This window comes from Microbacterium timonense, assembly GCF_900292075.1.
Taxonomy (GTDB): domain Bacteria; phylum Actinomycetota; class Actinomycetes; order Actinomycetales; family Microbacteriaceae; genus Microbacterium; species Microbacterium timonense.
Window position 1 is genome coordinate 751,392 of the sequence record NZ_OLMV01000002.1, and the last position, 16,831, is coordinate 768,222.

Annotated in this window: 16 protein-coding genes; 6 read left to right on the top strand and 10 right to left on the bottom strand. The window is 71.5% G+C overall.

Annotated features, from left to right (window positions below; translation table 11 throughout):
- Positions 1–24: 24 nt before the first annotated feature.
- The 3 genes from C9992_RS09255 (at position 25) to C9992_RS09265 (ending at position 4,113) form a co-directional block, all read left to right on the top strand.
- On the top strand, positions 25–621 hold the full coding sequence (locus C9992_RS09255; protein ID WP_106815261.1) for an HhH-GPD-type base excision DNA repair protein: 597 nt from the start codon (positions 25–27) through the stop codon (positions 619–621).
- Complete coding sequence (locus C9992_RS09260; protein WP_106815262.1) at positions 621–1,043, top strand: DUF1801 domain-containing protein; 423 nt, start codon at positions 621–623, stop codon at positions 1,041–1,043. Before C9992_RS09255 ends, C9992_RS09260 begins: the two co-directional genes overlap by 1 nt.
- 157 nt (positions 1,044–1,200) lie before the next feature.
- Positions 1,201–4,113, top strand: a complete 2,913-nt coding sequence (locus C9992_RS09265) for an ATP-binding protein (RefSeq protein WP_200826274.1) — start codon at positions 1,201–1,203, stop codon at positions 4,111–4,113.
- A 52-nt stretch (positions 4,114–4,165) separates the two neighbouring features.
- Here the strand turns inward: C9992_RS09265 and C9992_RS09270 are convergent, their stop codons facing one another.
- The 5 genes from C9992_RS09270 to C9992_RS09290 form a co-directional block, all read right to left on the bottom strand.
- Complete coding sequence (locus C9992_RS09270; RefSeq protein WP_106815264.1) at positions 4,166–4,987, bottom strand: ABC transporter permease; 822 nt, start codon at positions 4,985–4,987, stop codon at positions 4,166–4,168.
- Positions 4,984–6,000, bottom strand: coding sequence for an ATP-binding cassette domain-containing protein (locus tag C9992_RS09275; RefSeq protein ID WP_106815265.1), 1,017 nt, complete (start codon positions 5,998–6,000; stop codon positions 4,984–4,986). The genes C9992_RS09270 and C9992_RS09275 overlap by 4 nt, the downstream gene beginning before the upstream one ends.
- Before the next feature lie 113 nt (positions 6,001–6,113).
- The gene (locus C9992_RS09280) at positions 6,114–7,499 is read right to left on the bottom strand and encodes a glycine--tRNA ligase (protein WP_106815266.1); all 1,386 of its coding nucleotides are present in this window, start codon (positions 7,497–7,499) and stop codon (positions 6,114–6,116) included.
- 102 nt (positions 7,500–7,601) lie between these two features.
- Positions 7,602–8,621 (bottom strand): hypothetical protein, encoded by a 1,020-nt coding sequence (locus tag C9992_RS18065; RefSeq protein WP_106815267.1) that lies wholly within the window; start codon positions 8,619–8,621, stop codon positions 7,602–7,604.
- Positions 8,622–8,630: 9 nt separating this feature from the next.
- Entirely contained in the window at positions 8,631–10,493 is a 1,863-nt protein-coding gene (locus tag C9992_RS09290) for a substrate-binding and vWA domain-containing protein (protein ID WP_235008146.1), read from the bottom strand.
- A 117-nt stretch (positions 10,494–10,610) separates the two neighbouring features.
- Between C9992_RS09290 and C9992_RS09295 the strand changes: the two genes are divergently transcribed.
- A complete protein-coding gene (locus tag C9992_RS09295; RefSeq protein ID WP_106815268.1) occupies positions 10,611–11,249 on the top strand; it encodes a hypothetical protein in 639 nt (212 codons plus the stop codon).
- A 39-nt stretch (positions 11,250–11,288) separates the two neighbouring features.
- Here C9992_RS09295 and C9992_RS09300 read toward each other — a convergent pair whose 3' ends face one another.
- The 4 genes from C9992_RS09300 to C9992_RS09310 form a co-directional block, all read right to left on the bottom strand.
- Positions 11,289–12,236 (bottom strand): hypothetical protein, encoded by a 948-nt coding sequence (locus tag C9992_RS09300; RefSeq protein WP_235008148.1) that lies wholly within the window; start codon positions 12,234–12,236, stop codon positions 11,289–11,291.
- Between the two features lie 51 nt (positions 12,237–12,287).
- Complete coding sequence (menC, locus tag C9992_RS09305) at positions 12,288–13,421, bottom strand: o-succinylbenzoate synthase (protein WP_106815270.1); 1,134 nt, start codon at positions 13,419–13,421, stop codon at positions 12,288–12,290.
- A 51-nt stretch (positions 13,422–13,472) separates the two neighbouring features.
- Complete coding sequence (locus C9992_RS18070) at positions 13,473–13,649, bottom strand: hypothetical protein (RefSeq protein ID WP_160150857.1); 177 nt, start codon at positions 13,647–13,649, stop codon at positions 13,473–13,475.
- Between the two features lie 224 nt (positions 13,650–13,873).
- Positions 13,874–14,809 (bottom strand): cyclase family protein, encoded by a 936-nt coding sequence (locus C9992_RS09310; RefSeq protein ID WP_106815271.1) that lies wholly within the window; start codon positions 14,807–14,809, stop codon positions 13,874–13,876.
- A gap of 229 nt (positions 14,810–15,038) precedes the next feature.
- Here C9992_RS09310 and C9992_RS09315 point away from each other — a divergent pair, with 229 nt between their 5' ends.
- Together C9992_RS09315 and C9992_RS09320 are read left to right on the top strand one after the other, a co-directional pair.
- On the top strand, positions 15,039–15,845 hold the full coding sequence (locus C9992_RS09315; protein ID WP_106815272.1) for an SDR family oxidoreductase: 807 nt from the start codon (positions 15,039–15,041) through the stop codon (positions 15,843–15,845).
- 2 nt (positions 15,846–15,847) lie between these two features.
- Positions 15,848–16,054: a hypothetical protein gene (locus C9992_RS09320; RefSeq protein WP_106815273.1), complete on the top strand. Its 207-nt coding sequence runs from the start codon at positions 15,848–15,850 to the stop codon at positions 16,052–16,054.
- Positions 16,055–16,077: 23 nt separating this feature from the next.
- Here C9992_RS09320 and C9992_RS09325 read toward each other — a convergent pair.
- Positions 16,078–16,831 (bottom strand): hypothetical protein (locus tag C9992_RS09325; protein ID WP_235008150.1); only part of this gene is annotated, 754 nt, incomplete at its 5' end.

A 16,831-nucleotide genomic window follows, 5' to 3' on the forward strand; every position in this document is an offset into this window, starting at 1 on the left:
CCGCACGGGTGGGAGACTGGGGCCATGACGCTCCACATCACGGGCGACGACGCCGCCGACCGACTGCTGACCGACGACCCGCTCGCCCTTCTCATCGGCATGCTGCTGGACCAGCAGGTCGCGATGGAGACCGCCTTCGCCGGACCGCTGAAGATCTCGGAGCGGGCCGGCACTCTGGATGCCGCGGCTCTGGCGACGTTCGACGCCGACGCGTTCGCGGAGCTCTTCAAGGCCACACCCGCGGTGCACCGCTTCCCCGGTTCGATGGCCGCCCGGGTGCAGGCGCTCTGCGCGGCCATCGCCGAGGAGTGGGACGGCGACGCCTCGGCGATCTGGCGCCGGCCGGCCGGAGACGGCGGGGCGCCGGACGGGGCGACCGTTCTCAAGCGCCTGAAGTCGCTGCCGGGATTCGGAGAGCAGAAGGCAAAGATCTTCCTCGCGCTGTTGGGCAAGCAGTACGGGTACACCGGCGAAGGGTGGCGGGAGGCATCCGCCCCGTATGGAGAGGAAGGGTCGTTCCGCAGCGTCGCCGACATCGTCTCGCCGGACTCCCTCGCCAAGGTGCGCGAGCACAAGCGGGCGATGAAAGCCGCAGCCAAGTCAGCGCGAGGAGACGACTGATGAAGAAGTCGGGCGGCGACGTCGGCGAGTACCTCGCGGGCATCACCCCGGCCAAGCGGCAGCGGGATGCCGGCACCATGGTCGCGCTCATGCGCGAGATCACCGGGCGGGAGCCGGAGCTGTGGGGCACGATCGTCGGCTTCGGCTCGTGTCACTACCGCTACCCGACAGGAACGGAGGGCGATGCGCCGATCGCCGCGTTCGCACCGCGTCGGCAGGCGACGACGGTGTATCTGCTCGACACCGGCGCCCACGCCGCGCGGCTCGCGCGGCTCGGTCCGCATGAGACGGGTGCGGGCTGCCTCTATCTGAAAGACCTCGAGACCGTCGACACGGAGGTGCTCCGCGCCATCGTGGCCGAGGACTATCGCCGCGTCCTGGACGGCGACACCGGCGAGACGGTGTTCACGATCCTGGACTGACGGGCGGGGTCGCACGCGCGGTCCTCCCCTTCAGGTGTCACGACGCGCCGCAACGTCGCCGGCGATACCGCGTGTCGTGACACCCGAACCACCACGCGGGCGGATGCCCCGGCCGGCGCATCCGGGAAGGCGGCGGGCGCGTCCTAAGGTGGACGACGTGCGGCTGAGGTTCTTCGGAGGACTCGAGGCGGACGCCGACGGCGTCCCGATCGAGGTCCGCGGACGCGGCCAGCAGGCCCTGCTGTTCCGCCTGGCGCTGGATGCGGGCACGACGGTGTCGTACCGGGCGCTGGCCGAGGACATCTGGCCGGATGACGCGCCCGATGATCCGCGGGCCGCGCTCCACTCTCTCGCCTCGCGGCTGCGCCGGATGCTGCCGGACGGCGTGCTCGAGGCCGTGCCCGGCGGGTACCGGCTGAACCTCGACCGCGACGACGTCGACGTCGCGCGGTTCCAGGACGGTGTGGCCCGGGCGCGCCGCACGGACGACTCGGTCGCAGCGTCCGCACAAGCGCGCAACGCGCTCGAACTGTGGCGCGGCGACCCGTGGACACCGGGTGCGGGATTCGACTGGGTCGTGCGCGACCTCCTCGAGGACCGCGCCCACGCCACGCGGATCGCCGCCGAGACGAGCCCGAGGACCGATACCAGAGGGATCGCCGGACCCTCGGCCCCGGCCACGACCACGCCGGCGGTCCCCGTCCCGGCGCCGCTCACCGCCCTGATCGGACGCGCAGCGGAGCTCGACCTCATCGACGCTCAGCTGCGGGCCGACCGCCTCGTCACTCTCATCGGTCCCGGCGGGGCAGGCAAGACGACGCTCGCGTTCGAGACCGCACGCCGCCGGCCGGGCTCGGTCGTCGTCGAACTCGCGCCCGCCGCACCGGGCGACGTGTGGGCGGCCGTCGCGGGCGCGGTCGGCCGCAGCATCCGCGTCGGAGAGCTGGTCTCCACCAGCGCACGGGACCGCGTGGCGGAGGCGCTGGCCGGACGGTCCCTTCTGATCGTGCTCGACAACTGCGAGCACGTCTCGGCGGAGGCGGCGGCCGTCGCCGTCGACCTGCTCGGCATCGTGCCGGGTTCACGCATCCTGGCGACGAGCCGCGAGCCGCTGGGACTCGCGGGCGAGGCCTTCGTGGATCTGGGTCCGCTTCCCGGCGAGGACGCACGCGAGCTGTTCGCCCGACGGGTGCGCGCGGCGCGGGGACACCCTCCGACACCCGACGAGCAGGTGGCGGCGGAGCGCATCGTGTCACGCCTGGACGGCTTGCCGCTCGCGCTCGAGCTCGCCGCCGCGAAATCCCGCACCCTGACGCTGGCCGAGATCGATGAAGGACTCGACGACAGGTTCGCGCTCCTGGCGACCGGGCCGCGGTCGGTCGAGCCCCGGCACCAGACCCTCCGAGCGCTCATCGACTGGAGCTGGGAGACGCTGACGGATGCCGAGCGCACGGCTCTGCTGACGGTCGCGGTCTTCCCCGACGGGGTCGATGCCCGCGACATCCGGGTCGTCGGCGCCGCGTTCGAGGTCGGGCCCGAGGCCTTCGAGGCGCTCGTGGACAAGTCGCTCGTGCGCCGCGTCGACGGCCGGCTGCGCATGCTCGAGACCGTGCGCGAGTACGGTATCGACAGGCTGCGGAGCCAACGGCGTGAGAGCGACTTCCGTGCCCGACAGGCTCGTGCGATGGCGACGCTCGCCGAGCGGGAGGACGCCAGGCTGCGGGGGCCCGGCGTGCGTGAGGGGCTCGCCTGGTTCGACGCCGACGAGGAGAACCTCACCGCCGCGATGCGTGCGTGCACCGAGCAGCCCGGGCTCGGCGCCGTCGGCGTGCGACTCGTGCGCGCGTCGCTGTGGACCTGGCTCATGCGCGAGCGGTTCGACGACCTGCAGGCCGGCATCCGCCGGTTCGGCGACGCCGCAGCGGACCTGGATTCCGAGGCGGCCGTCGTCGTCCGCGCGGTCGCCGCGCTGGGCACGGCGTTCGACCGCGACGGTCCCACACGAGACGGACTGGCCCTTCTCGACGAGGACGGTCCCCGCATCATCGCCGCCGCCGGAGTGCATCGCAGCGAGCTCACGGCGGTGCTGCCCCCGCTGCTGTCGGCGATCGGCGAGGCTGCCCGCGGGCATCGATCGGGCGTTCCGTGGTCGCGGGCGGTGCGCATCGGCGACGAGGGGCTCGATGGCGCGCCGGCGTGGTCGCGGGCCTTCCTCAGCATGCTGCGCTCCGCCATCGCGCAGAACTCCGGGGACACCGAGACCCTCGGCGTCGAGAGCGAGCGCGCGCTGTCCACCTTCCGCGAGCTCGGTGACGTCTGGGGCACCGCGTTCGCGAGTCAGATGCGGTCGGAGTGGCTTCAGCTCGCCGGGCGCCTGGAGGAGGCGCTGGCGGTCGCGGACTCGTCGACCGCCGCCCTGGAGGGGCTGACCTCGGTCGCCGACCTCATCCAGCAGCGGTCGACGAGCATCGGGCTGCTGCTGCGGCTGGGCCGGGTGGCCGAAGCCCGCGAGCGCCTGGCACAGACCCGCTCCCTCGCGATCGCGGCCGACTCGCCACGAGCCGCGGCACAGGCGGACATGGCCGCCGCCACCATCGAGATCGCGGTCGGCGACGGCTCGGCGGCGCTGAAGCACCTGGAGCGTGTCGACCTGGAGGTGGCACCCACCGTTCCCGAACAGCTCCTCGCGTGGTCCGGCTCCAAACGCGCCCAGGCCCTTCTTCTGCTCGGGCGTCTCGACGAGGCGCACGCCGCGCTGGCCGATGCTCTTCCGGCTGCAACGCGCAGCGGCGACCACCCCATCATCTCGGACGTCGTCATCTCCATTGCCGGCTGGCTGGCCGCAACGGGGCGCGAAGCGGATGCCCGTCGCGCACTGGCCTCCGCTGCGCGCCTGCGCGGCGGCTATGACGCCGGCGATCCCTTCCTCGTGGTGATGCGCCGCCGTGTCGGCGCGGAGGCGCTGACCCTGCCGCATCCGGCTGACGACGACTCCCGCCCACGGGCGGAGGAGGCCGCCGACCGGCGAGAAGACGACGAGCTGGCCGTCCTGGCGGACTTCCTGCGCTGAAGCCCGCCCGCCCCGAGGCCCGCGGCGCGTGCCGCGGGCCTCGGCATCCGTCTCACGCCTTGCGCATGTAGGCCCGGACGGTGAGCGGCGCGAAGACCGCCACGATGACGACCGCGCCGAGGAGTGCGGTGAAGACGTCGACCCCCACCGTCCCCTCGTTGACGAGGCCGCGCACCGCGGTGACCAGGTGCGATACCGGGTTGATGTCGACGAACCACTGGAGCCAGCCGGGCATCGTGTCGGCGGGCACGAACGCGTTGGAGAGGAACGTCAACGGGAACAGGATGAGCATCGAGATGCCCTGGACGCTCGAGGCGGTGCGCGCGATGACGCCGAAGAAGGCGAAGATCCAGCTCATCGCCCACGAGCAGGCGATCACGAGCAGCCCCGCCGCGACCACGCCGGCCCAGCCGCCCCCGGGCCGGTAGCCCATGATGAAGCCCATCGTGAAGGTGAGGGTCGTCGCGATCGTGTAGCGGAGCGTGTCGGCCAGCAACGCGCCCGACAGCGGTGCGATGCGTGCGATGGGAAGGGAGCGGAACCGGTCGAACACGCCCTTGTCCATGTCTTCCCTCAGCTGGACGCCGGTGACGACCGACGTCGTGATCACGGTCTGGACGAGGATTCCGGGGATGATGATCGGCAGGTAGTTCTGCACGTCGCCGGCGATCGCGCCGCCGAAGATGTACGTGAACATCAGCGTGAAGATGATCGGCTGCACCGTCACATCGATGAGCTGCTCGGGCGTGCGACGGATCTTCAGGATGCCGCGCCACGCCATCGTGAGCGTGTTCCGCAGGGTGAGCGCGAGGCTCGCGTGATTGGACAGGTGCCGCTCGCTCACGGGCGTGATGGGGGTGGCGATGGCGGTCATGCGCGGACTCCTTCGAGGTCGTCGGCCGTCGCGTGCGCGGCAGCGTCGTCGTCCGGCACACCTCTGCCGGTGAGGGTCAGGAACACTTCGTCCAGCGTCGGCTGCTGCACGCTCAGCTCCTCGAGGTGAAGGCCCGACTCGCGGAAGGCGACGAGCAGGTCGGCGACCCGGTCCGGGTCGCTCATCGGAACGGTCAGCCGCGCCGCCTCGGGTGAGACGATCGCCGTCACTCCCAGCACGCGCGAGATCTCGCGCTGCGCTTCGGCGATGTCGGAGCCGGCCCGCAGTCGCAGGAGCAGTGAGGCCTGACCGACGGATGCCTTGAGCTCGAGGGCCGTCCCCTCGGCCACGACCGTGCCGCGGTCGATGACCGCGATGCGGTCGGCGAGCTGGTCGGCCTCGTCGAGGTACTGGGTGGTGAGCAGCACCGTCGAGCCGGTGGCGACCAGGCGGCGGATCGTGTCCCACATCTGGCCGCGCGTGCGCGGGTCCAGGCCCGTCGTCGGCTCGTCCAGGAAGATGAGCGGCGGCTGGGCGATGAGGGATGCCGCGAGGTCGAGCCGGCGGCGCATGCCTCCCGAGAACTTCGCCAAGGGACGGGTCGCGGCTTCGGTGAGCGAGAACTCCTCCAGAAGCTCGGCCGCCTTGCGCTTCGCGTCCCCGCGCGACAGCCCGAGCAGCCGCGCGAAGATGACGAGGTTCTCGGTGGCGGACAGCGTCTCATCGACGGACGCGAACTGGCCGGTGAGTCCGATGAGCTGTCGCACGATCTGCGCGTCGCGCACGACGTCGTAGCCGAAGATCTCGGCGCGGCCCGCGTCGGGCTTCAGAAGCGTGGCGAGCATGCTGATGGTGGTGGTCTTGCCCGCGCCGTTGGGGCCGAGCACGCCGTAGACGGTGCCGGCTTCGACGGTCAGGTCGACCCCGTCGACCGCCCGATTGGTGCCGAAGCTCTTCACGAGGCCTTCGGCGCGGACCGCGGGCGTGCGGGATGCGGAACTGGTGATGGTCATGGGTTTCGCCTTTCGACGTCACCCAGCGTGCGCCGAGGGCGCTGTCAGACCGCTGTCACGGCATCCCGCCAGCCGTCAGTGCGCTGTCACCTCGCTGTCACGCGGCGATCGGATCAGGCGCCCTTCAGCCGCTCCGCGAGGTAGGCGTGCAGACCTTCCAGCGGAACCCGCTCCTGGCCCATCGTGTCGCGGTCGCGCACCGTCACGGCGCGGTCGTCGAGGGAGTCGAAGTCGACCGTGACGCAGTACGGCGTGCCGATCTCGTCCTGCCGGCGATACCGGCGACCGATGGCGCCCGCGTCGTCGAAGTCGATGTTCCACTCGCCGCGCAGATCCTCGGCCACCTCGCGCGCGATGGGCGAGAGCTGCTCGTTGCGCGAGAGCGGCAGCACGGCGGCCTTCACGGGCGCCAGGCGCGGATCGAGCTTGAGCACCGTCCGGGTGTCGGTGCCGCCCTTGGCGTTGGGCGCGTCCTCCTCGTGGTAGGCATCCACGAGGAAGGCCATCATGCTGCGGGTGAGACCGAACGACGGCTCGATGACGTACGGGATGTACTTCTCCCCGGACGCCTGGTCGAAGTAGGTCAGCGACTGCCCCGACGCCTCGGTGTGGGAGCGGAGGTCGTAGTCCGTGCGGTTGGCGACGCCCATGAGCTCGCCCCACTCCTTGCCGGGGAAGCCGAAGCGGTACTCGACGTCGATCGTGCCGTCCGAGTAGTGGGCGCGCTCCTCCTCGGGAACGTCGAACCGGCGCATGTTGGCCGGGTCGATCCCGAGGTCGACGAACCAGTTCCAGCACTCGTCGACCCAGTGGTCGAACCACTCCTGCGCGTCGGCCGGCGGCACGAAGTACTCGATCTCCATCTGCTCGAACTCGCGCGTGCGGAAGATGAAGTTGCCGGGTGTGATCTCGTTGCGGAACGCCTTGCCGACCTGGCCGATGCCGAACGGCGGCTTCTTGCGGCTCGCGGTGAGCACGTTCGAGAAGTTGACGAAGATGCCCTGCGCGGTCTCGGGACGGAGGTAGTACAGCCCCGACTCGTCGTCGACGACGCCGAGATACGTCTTCACCAGGCCCGAGAACGGCTTCGGCTCGGTGTACTGGCCCTTGGTGCCGCAGTTCGGGCAGGGCACGTCGGCGAGCCCGTTCTCGGCCTTGCGGCCCTTGCGCGCCTCGAAGTCCTCGAGGAGGTTGTCGGCCCGGAACCGCTTGTGGCAGTGCAGGCACTCCACCAGCGGATCCGTGAACGTCGCGACGTGACCGGATGCCTCCCACACACGCTTGGGCAGGATCACCGAGGAGTCCAGGCCCACCATGTCGCCGCGACCGCGGACGAAGGTCTGCCACCACTGGCGGCGGATGTTCTCCTTGAGCTCCGTGCCCAGCGGACCGTAGTCCCACGCCGACCGGGATCCGCCGTAGATCTCACCCGCTTGGAACACGAACCCGCGATGACGGGCGAGGGCGATGACTTTGTCGAGGCGAGACTGCTCGGCCACGGTGGCTCCAATGGTCGGGGAGGGGGACGCGCGGACTGCGGCGGACCGGGCGCCCCGCGTGCGCGAAGCGCGATCCGGCCGCAAGCGCGGCATCCGTCGATTCTAGTCGTGCGCGCGCGTGGGCCCGGTCTCGCCATCTGCCTGCTCGAAAGCGCGGTCCCACGCCTGCAGCTCCTTGCGCCGGCCGATCAGACCGTCGAGCGACACCTGGAAATGCAGACCCCGGCGGGCGTTCACCTGCTTGATGTTCTCCACCAGCTCGGCCGAGAACGAGGCGACCGCGGTGCGCACCTCGCGCACGCGCTCGGCGGGGTCGTCCCAGAGATCCGGGTGGGTCAGGATGTCGAGCAGGTAATCGCGATCCAGCGCGCCGGTGAGCTTGCGCAGCGTCTCGCCGTACTCCACGGCTGCGGTCGCACGCTGGCTCTCCTCGCCCTTCCGGTCGAGTCGCTCAAAGAGCTCGGTCGTGTTCTGAGCGATCGCACCGACCTCCGCAGCGACCTCGCCGGCACCTGCGACGCCGGCGCTGCCGGCCCGCGCGTACTCGCCGGTGAGGGATTGGAGCGTCTGGACATGCGTGCGCACCGGCTCGGGCAGGGGGTGGCGGGCGCCCGTCGGACCGCGACGCCGAGAGCGGGCGACGCCGATCCCGACGCCGGCGAGGGCGACGACGGCCGCGACGCCGAGCGCGATGCCGACGAACGGTCCCGCGTCGGGTGCGGGCGACGCCGCCGCCGGAGTGGCGGCGATGACTTCCTGGATCGTCTCGGTGAGCGCGACGTCCACCCCGCCGTGCGCCTCGGCCTGGTTGGCGATGCGCATCGCCTCGCCTTCCTCCAGGACCCGTGAGCCTGCCGACAGGTCATCGCCGACCGCGACGATGATGGTCTGGCAGTCGGGGTGCGCCGCGGCGAGCTCCGCGACGATCTCGGGACCGGAGGCCTCGAACGCGGCGTTGTCGGAGAACACCGCGACACCGATCGAGGCATCCCCCACCTCCGCGGCGATCTGATCGTGCAGGGCAGGCGCCGACGGCACCTCGGGCGAGACGTAGATGCCGTCCTCCGCGATGCCGTCGACGGCATCGTCCACGTAGCCCTGGCCCTGCGCTGAGATCATCATGAGGCGACGTCAGAAGTTGTTGATCACGGACGCGAACACGAGATCGATCTTGGCGGCGTCGGAAGCGTCGAACCACTGGCCACCGGTGGCCTCGGCGATGCGCTGCAGAGCGCCGGTGTCGGCACCCTCGCCGTACGCGATGGGGAAGATGCGCACCGGGGCGTCGTCACCACCCTCCCGCGAGGAGGAGCCGATCTTCGCCACCAGCGAGTCCAGCGAGATCGACGAGTCGGTGTCCTGCCCGTCCGACAGCAGCACGATGGCGTTGATGCGCCCGGGCTCGGCGCGCGCGGTCATCTCGTCGTAGGCCGCAGCGATCGCGTCGTACAGCGGGGTGCCGTCACGGTGTGCGTAGCGCAGGTCGTCGAGCGAGGCATCCACCGATTCGCGGTCCGATGCGAGCGGTTCGACGTCGCGGAGCACGACGAGGTTGCGACCGGCCGCCGACTCCACGCCGGTCGTGAAGGCCCACACGCCCACCTCATCGGAGGAGCGGAAGTGACCGAGAGTGGACTGGGCGCCCTCGATGGCGCCGTCGAGCTTCGAGCGCCCATCGCCGATGGGCTCGTCCATCGAACCGGAGATGTCGATCACCTCGAGCACGGATGACGGCTTGCGGATCTGCGTCCACTGGTCGATCGCAGCCGACACCACCTCCACCGACGGCTTGGGGAGGGTCACGGCGGGACCCGAGGGATCGACGCCGTACTCGGCGGTGAACAGGTCTCCGAGCGGGGCGGCCGGGTCCAGCGGCCGGAAGCCATAGTCGGGCACGATGCGCTGCGCCGCTTCCGTCTGCAGGAACTCGGCGAACGCCGCACCTGCCGTCGCCTGCGCCTCGGTCACCCAGTCCGCACCGAGGACCGTGATCGGGTTGTCGGACCACATCGATCCGCCGGACGGGTACACCGCGACGAGCTTCTCCTTCGGCGGCGTCAGCTCCTCCCCCGGCTGCACCGTGTGCGAATCGGGGTTGCCCTGGTTGTAGTTGAGCAGCGAGGTCTCCTCAAGCGCGACCGCAGACACGTAGCCCGAGCCGCCGGCCCCGTTCTGGGTCTCGTCGTACAGGCGCGTCAGCACCTTTCCCGTCGTGTCGCCGTAGTGGATGACGCACTCCTCGAACACGCGCGAGAACTCCGCCGCGGCGGCGACGTCGTCGGCGGTGAGGTCGGCGCTCTTGCCGGATGCCTCGTACGACTGCATGAGGATCGCCGAGAGCCCCGTCGTGGACGTGTTGGGGTTCGTCTTGGAGATCTTGAACGATCCCCACAACGGCTTGCCGACGCTCGCCCAGCCCTGCGGGTCCTGGCAGAGGGCTTCGAAGTCGGCGATCCCGATCTCGGTACCGGGCCAGCCCAGCGCCTTCGCCATGGTCACGGGCACCCCGAAGACGACGGGGGTGTGGGTGAACGATTGCGGCTCGCCGACGAGCGCCGGGGACGCGGCAGCCGCGACACGGTCGGTCCACACCGTGGAGGCGGGCGACCACATCGTCGGCCAGCGTCGCGTGTCGTCGTCGGGCCAGTCGCCGCCCGCGGTGAGGAAGCGGGTGGCGTCGCCGGAGGACACGTTGATCGGCCGAACGGTCGCGCACTCGTCCAGCCGGTCGTGCTGCGGGGACTCCTTGAACGCGTCGGCCAGCGCGTCGAGCATGTTGACCTTCTCGGATGAGGTGGCCACGACGACGCTCGTGCACCCGTCGTCGGCGAAGTCCCCGTCGGCGGAGCCGCCGCCCTCGTCGGGGCCGGGACCGAAGCATCCGGTCAGCGCGATCCCCGCCGCGATGAGGAGCGCACCGCCCGCGAGCGGACGCAATCGGGTCGTGACCGGGGGCGAGGTGTCGGCGGAGGAGCGCCGGCGTGGTGCGGGCATGGCAGAAGCCTAAGGCTCCACGCCGCGCGCGCACAGACGAGCCGGAGCCGCGGCGACCGCCCCCGAGCGCCGGCGAGTGCGGCGGCATAGCCTGGACGCGTCGATCGGAGGTCGCGGATGGACGGACACCCGCCGGCCCGCCGCGGGCGCATCCGCGGGCGCCTGGCCGCCGGCGCGCTCGTCGTCGCGGCGATGCTCCCGAGTTGCGCGGCCGGCCCGACGGGGGACCAGCTCTACGCCCAGGCCCGCGAGGCGAACCTGCTGTTCAAGCAGTCGGTGGCCACCGTCCTGCTGCACATCGAGGACGGCGACTGGCAGGTCCAGGAGTACGGCGACATGCCTGTGACGTGCGATGGCGGCTACTCCTTCTCGATGCACCGCACGACGTTCGAGGGCTGGACGCTCGATGCCGACGCCTCGACGACGGGCCGGCGTCTCGCGGAGTGGCTGCGCAGCCGAGGCTGGAACACGAGGGATGTCGCGACCGGGGCGGACGGCGCCGTCGTGGTGGAGGCATCCGACCGGGCGGTCGGGGTCGCGACACTCACGATCGACATCCGGGACGGCGAGGCGTCCGCCGACGCGGTCGGCGTCGGCGCCACATCGACGTGCTACGACGGCGATCCGGGCGCGCTCGCCGCGATCCTCTACCCCCGATCAGGTGACCGGCCCCGCGAGCACGAACCGCTGCCCGTCGTCGAGGCGGCCGGTGCGAGGCCGGTCTTCGGCTTCACCGAGGACGGCGAGCCGCGCTGACCGGCGCTCGCGCATGCTTCCGCGCGCGACATCCCGGCGTCAGCTGCCGAAGCCGCACCACGAGGCGACCCAGGACAGGATGCGGCCACGCAGCTCTTCGCCCACGAACAGCTCGATCTCGCCCGGCTCACCGTCCAGCTCGACCCGCACGTCGAAGATCGTGCCCCGCTTGTCTTCCTGCACCGCATGCGGATCGCAGCGGAACGGCACCAGCGGCAGTTCGACCACGACCGGGGCGGTGTCGTCGGCCGTGACCTCGATGTCCAACGGATACGCCTGTTCCTCCGCGGGTACGCCGGCGAAGTCGAGGAGGTTCGTGCGCTCGATCCCGGCGACCCTGACCGCGGCGTCGCCCGTCGGCGTGACGGTCAGCTCGAGGGTCGCCGGCTCTCCGGGCGCGGACGGCGAGAATCCGGTGAAGGCCGGCGCCGCGGCATCCGTCACCCGCTCGAGCAGGCACTCGCGCGCGTGCAGCTCGGCGACGAAGCCGAGCGGATCGGGAGCGGATGCCGTCACCTCACCGGAAGCCGATCCGCCGACGATCTCGAGCACCGCGCGCGACGGGCCTTCGGAGGCCGACGCGCAGTCGACCGCCGGGAGCTGCACGCGGATGTCGATGGACCCGCCCGCGGGCACCCTGCTGATCCGGTCGGCGATGACGCGGGTGGCGGGCGTCTGGAACCGGGCGTCTTCGACGCGGACCTCGCCCACCGTCAGCGCTGAGTCCGACCCGTTCTCGATGTGCACCTGCGCCTGCCGCGGCGCGACGTCGGCCCGCAGCTGCACGAACTCGACGGTGACACCGCTCGGGAGCGTCGGGGCCGCTGCGGGGCTCGGCTCGGCGGTGCCGGCCGTGCACCCCGCGAGCATGAGCGCCCCCGCGAGGCCGATCGCGGCGAGGCGTCTCCTCCCGCGGCGGCGAGGCCTCGTGCCCGAACTCCTCAGATCCGGGGTCGCCGAGGGGTCTGCGACGGCGTGTCGCGGCATCCGTCGTGCGATTCTCCGGAGTTCTGCACCGCCCGCGCGTCGCACCGCCACCTACCGGGTGAGGGTCTCGCGGGCGACGGTGACGTCGTCGAGGGCGACCGGGTCGATCTCGACGCCCAGGCCGTGGCCGACGGGCACGCGGACGTGGCCGTCGTCGAGCACGGCAGGCTCGGTCACGATGTCGCGCGTGTAGAAGCGGCTGGATGCCGACACGTCGCCGGGCAGCGTGAAGCCGGGCAGTGCGGCGAGGGCTGCATTGGCGGCACGGCCGATGCCGGTCTCGAGCATGCCCCCGCACCACACGGGCACGCCGGCTGCCAGACACCGGTCATGGATGCGCACCGCCTCGAGGTAGCCGCCGACCCGGCCCGCCTTGATGTTCACCACGGAGGCCGAGCCCAGCGCGAGGGCGTCGGCGGCGGCCTTGTCGGACACGATGGACTCGTCCAGGCACACCGGCGTCCGGAGCCGCTTCGCGAGCGCGGCGTGGTCGACGAGGTCGTCCTCCTGCAACGGCTGCTCGATGAGCAGCAGGTCGAACCGGTCCAGTTCGGCCAGGGTGTCGGTGTCGGCCAACGTGTATGCGGAATTCGCGTCGACCTGCAGCGGGATCGTGCCGAACGCGTCGCGCACGGCTGCGGTGTCGCCGACGTCGCGGCCGGGCTTGATCTTGATCTTGATGCGCACGTAGCCCTCGTCCAGGTAGCCGCGCACCGCTTCGACGAGCGCCGCGGGGTCGCGCTGGATCCCCACGGAGACCCCGCTCGGCACGCGGTCGCGCTCGGCGCCCACATACTCCCCGAAGCTGCGGCCCTCGGCGCGGAGCGCGGCATCGAGGACGGCCAGCTCGAGCCCCGCCTTCGCCATGCGGTGGCCCTTGAACGGCTCGAGCACGCCGGCGACCTCTTCGGGTGCGATGGTGCCACGGTCCAGCAGTGCCGGGATCAGGAAGCGCAGGGCCACGTCCCACGCTCCCTGGGTGTACTCACTGGAGTACAGCGGGTCGGCCTGCGTGACGATCTCACCCCAGCCGGAGCCGTCGTCGGTCAGCGCGCGGACGACGATGACCTCGCGCACGGTCTCGGTGCCGAAGGACGTCGTGAACGGGGCCACGAGCGGCAGGTGCAGCACGCGCAGCTCGAATCCCTCGAGGGCGACGGATGCCGCGGGCCGGGCGATGGGCATGCGCTCAGCGTACGCCCGGGTGTGTCCGTCGCCGCGCGCGCGACGGGCGGTTCAGTGGGCCAGCCGCGCGGTGGGAAGGTCGCGGCGGACGGGGACGTACGTCGCCCGCGCCCTGCGGGGGCGGCGGCTGCGGGGCTCGACCGGCGGCTCGACCGGCGCAGCCGGGGACGGCGTTCCCCGCATCGCGTCGCCCAGCGCGACGATCAGGCTCTCGATGTGCTCTCGCATGATCTCTCCTCGTTCCCTGGAGGAGAGCGGGCGCCGCATGCGGTGATACGTCCGCTCCGTCAGGCCTCACGTTACGAGGGGGTCCCGACATCGGAATCGGTGATCCTCCCGCAGCGGCGGCGGCCGCACCGAGGGGGGTTCCCCACCACCGATGGGGGCTGCCGTGGGGATTCGGATGAGCTCAGGCGGGAATCGGGGTGCCCTCAGACGGAGCTCGGTGGTGCTCAGGCGGGGAGCTCGGCGAAGGCCCTGACCGGGAACGTGCCGAAGCCCTCGACCGCGGGGGGCGCAGCGGTGAACCGGGCTCCATGTGGCGGCAGTGCGCCGAGGTTCGTCAAGTGCTCGACGACGTGCACGCCCGCCCCGAGCAGCAGCGAGTGCGCCGGGCGCTCCCCGCCCGACTCGGTGTCGTCGATGTTCAGCGAGTCGATCCCCACGAGCACCGCCCCGGCGTCGATGAGCCACTGCGCCGCCTCGCCGGTGAGGAACGGCGCGCCGGTGCCGTATTCCGGGCGTCCGAACCAGCGATCCCAGCCCGTGTGCAGCAGCACGCCCGCGCCGCGCACGTCGCGGTCGGCGAGGGTGGTGGAACGGATGCCGCGGCGGGAGGCATCCCACGCGTCCTCGAGGTGGAACACCTCGGCGCGCAGCCCCACGAGTGTCGACAGATTCAGGCCCGCGAGGTCGGGGCCCTCCGCGTACCGGTGGTACGGCGAGTCCAGATAGGTGCCGGTGTTGCCGATCATCGTGATGACGTCCATGGCGAACTCGGTTCCCGGTGCATAGCGGGCGCGGGAATCCTCGCGCGTGAGGTGCGGGGTGATCGTCGGGGCCGGCAGCCCCGGGTAGGTGACCAGCCCGGCCCGGATGGGGTGACTGAGGTCGACCACGCGGGTCGCGGCATCCGGCACCGTCACGGTGTCGACGGCGACCCCGCGGCTGCCGCGATGCTGCTCCTCGACGATGCGCAGGCCGCGCAGCTCCACGTCGTCGACGAGCGCGAGCCCGAGATGCGTGACGAGGAGCCGCGCGATCTCATCCTCGCTGACGTCGCGCCCGGGCAGGTCGAGGCGGAAGCCGGTGCCGGACAGCCCGCCGCCGTTCGCGAAGCGGATGTCGAAGTCGAAGTGCGCGCGGTACTGCGCGGATGGAGTCGGCATGCCGGTCAGCCTATGCGCGTGCGGCGGCGGCAGAACGGAGGAGATCTGCGCATCAGAGGAGGAATCCTGCCGATCCGCCCTCCGTTGCGCAGATCCCCTCCCCACGGCCTTGCCCCTCTCGCGCCCCTGCCAAAGAGGCTCCGGCGCGGTGAACCGCAGTCGATAGAGCACCATGGCGGGAAGTGCAACCCCGTGGGATGCCTCGCGACCGGCTTCTAGCGTCGAGGCCATGGAGACCTTCGACTTCACCCCGCGTCGCGCGATCGTGACCGCTTCGGACTCGGGCATCGGCCAGGCGACCGCTCTCGCCCTCGCCGATGCCGGCATGGACGTCGGCATCACGTGGCATTCCGACGAAGAGGGCGCCGAGCGCACAGCAGCCGCGGTGCGCGAACGCGGCCGCCGCGCCGAGGTCACGCGGTTCGACGCCACCCGGCTCGAGGAGGTGGCACCCACGATCGAGGGGCTCATCGAGCGCCTGGGCGGTGTGGACGTCTTCGTCAACAACGCCGGGGGCGGGTCGGGTGGACCGTTCCTCGACGTCTCGGTCGAGGACTGGCGCAAGGTGGTGGCCCTCAACCTCGACGGCGCGTTCGCCGGCATGCAGACGGCGGCGCGGCACATGGTGCGCGCCGGCACCGGCGGGCGCATCATCGCGATCACGAGCGTCCACGAATCGCAGCCGCGCGTCGGGTCGGCCGCCTACGTCGCCGCCAAGCACGGCCTCGGCGGGCTCATCGAGACGATGGCCCAGGAGCTCGGGCAGCACGCGATCACCGCGAACGCGGTCGCGCCGGGCGAGATCGCCACGCCGATCAACGACATGGATTCGGAGGATGCCGAGAACACGCATCGTCCCGGGATCCCGCTCGGTCGCCCCGGCAAGGCCGAGGAGATCGCCGCGGTCGTCGCCTTCCTCGCCTCCCCCGGCGCCAGCTATGTCACCGGTGCGAGCTGGAGCGTCGACGGCGGCATGCTGCAGATGGGTCCGCAGGCCGGTTCGCACCTGACAAGCGACGACTGGCGGGAGGGATGAGGATGGGCACCGACCAGGGCCAGACGGACGCGACAGGGATGAGCGACGAGGAGAAGCGCCGGGATCAGCTGACGTCGGCGCCGAACGCGGTGGAGTCGGATGCCGAGCCTCGCATCGACGTCACGCACCGCGATGGCGTGACGCGCATCGACATCCGCGACGACGCCGATGTGCGTCCGGGGGACCCCACGAAGGATCCGGCCGACTGACGCGGGCGCGGCTCACGGCCGCATCACGGCCGGACGAAGAGGTACCCGCGCTCGTCGTCGAAGCCGCCGATCGCCAGCCCGTCGCCGAGGTATCCGAGCACGGCTTCGCGCACGCGCAGGCGCCAGGCGGCGGCATCCGTCGGCGCTTCCCGACGAAGCGACTCGATGTCGTGCGGGATCTCGACCGTCGCCACCACGCGCTCGTCGCCGGGCGTTGCAACCGGCGGCGCGGCCAGCGCCCACGACACCATGATGCGGTCGGTCTCGTCGCCGCGGTTCACGCCGTCGTCCATGGGCCCGTAATGGTTGACGAGGTACTCGGTCACCCTGGTGCCGAGCACGCGCAGGTTGAAGTGGGCGTTGCGGGCCACCAGCGGATCGAAGGTCCACGTGATGTGACCGACCTCGCGCGCGAGCGCCCACTCGCGCTGGTGCTGCTTGAGCACGCGGCCGAGGCCGTGGGCCTGGTGGGCGGGCAGCACTCCGGTGATGTGGCTGTGCATCGAGCGCGAGGCGGGCGCGGCGAAGAAGGCGACGGATGCCCCGACCATGTCCTCTCCGTCGTACAGGCCGACGGCGTAGTTGCCTGAGTGCGCGAGCGCGCGCAGCAGGTTCGGCGGCATGCCGCCGCGGTCGCCGCCCCATACCTCGGCGAGCAGCGAGAACCCGAACGCGATGGAGGCGATGTTGGTCAGCAGCACCGGCCGCCGCGCGGCCACCCGCAGGTCAAGGAGCGGCTCAGGTACGCGCAGCTCGTACCAGCCCCAGGCCAGCAGC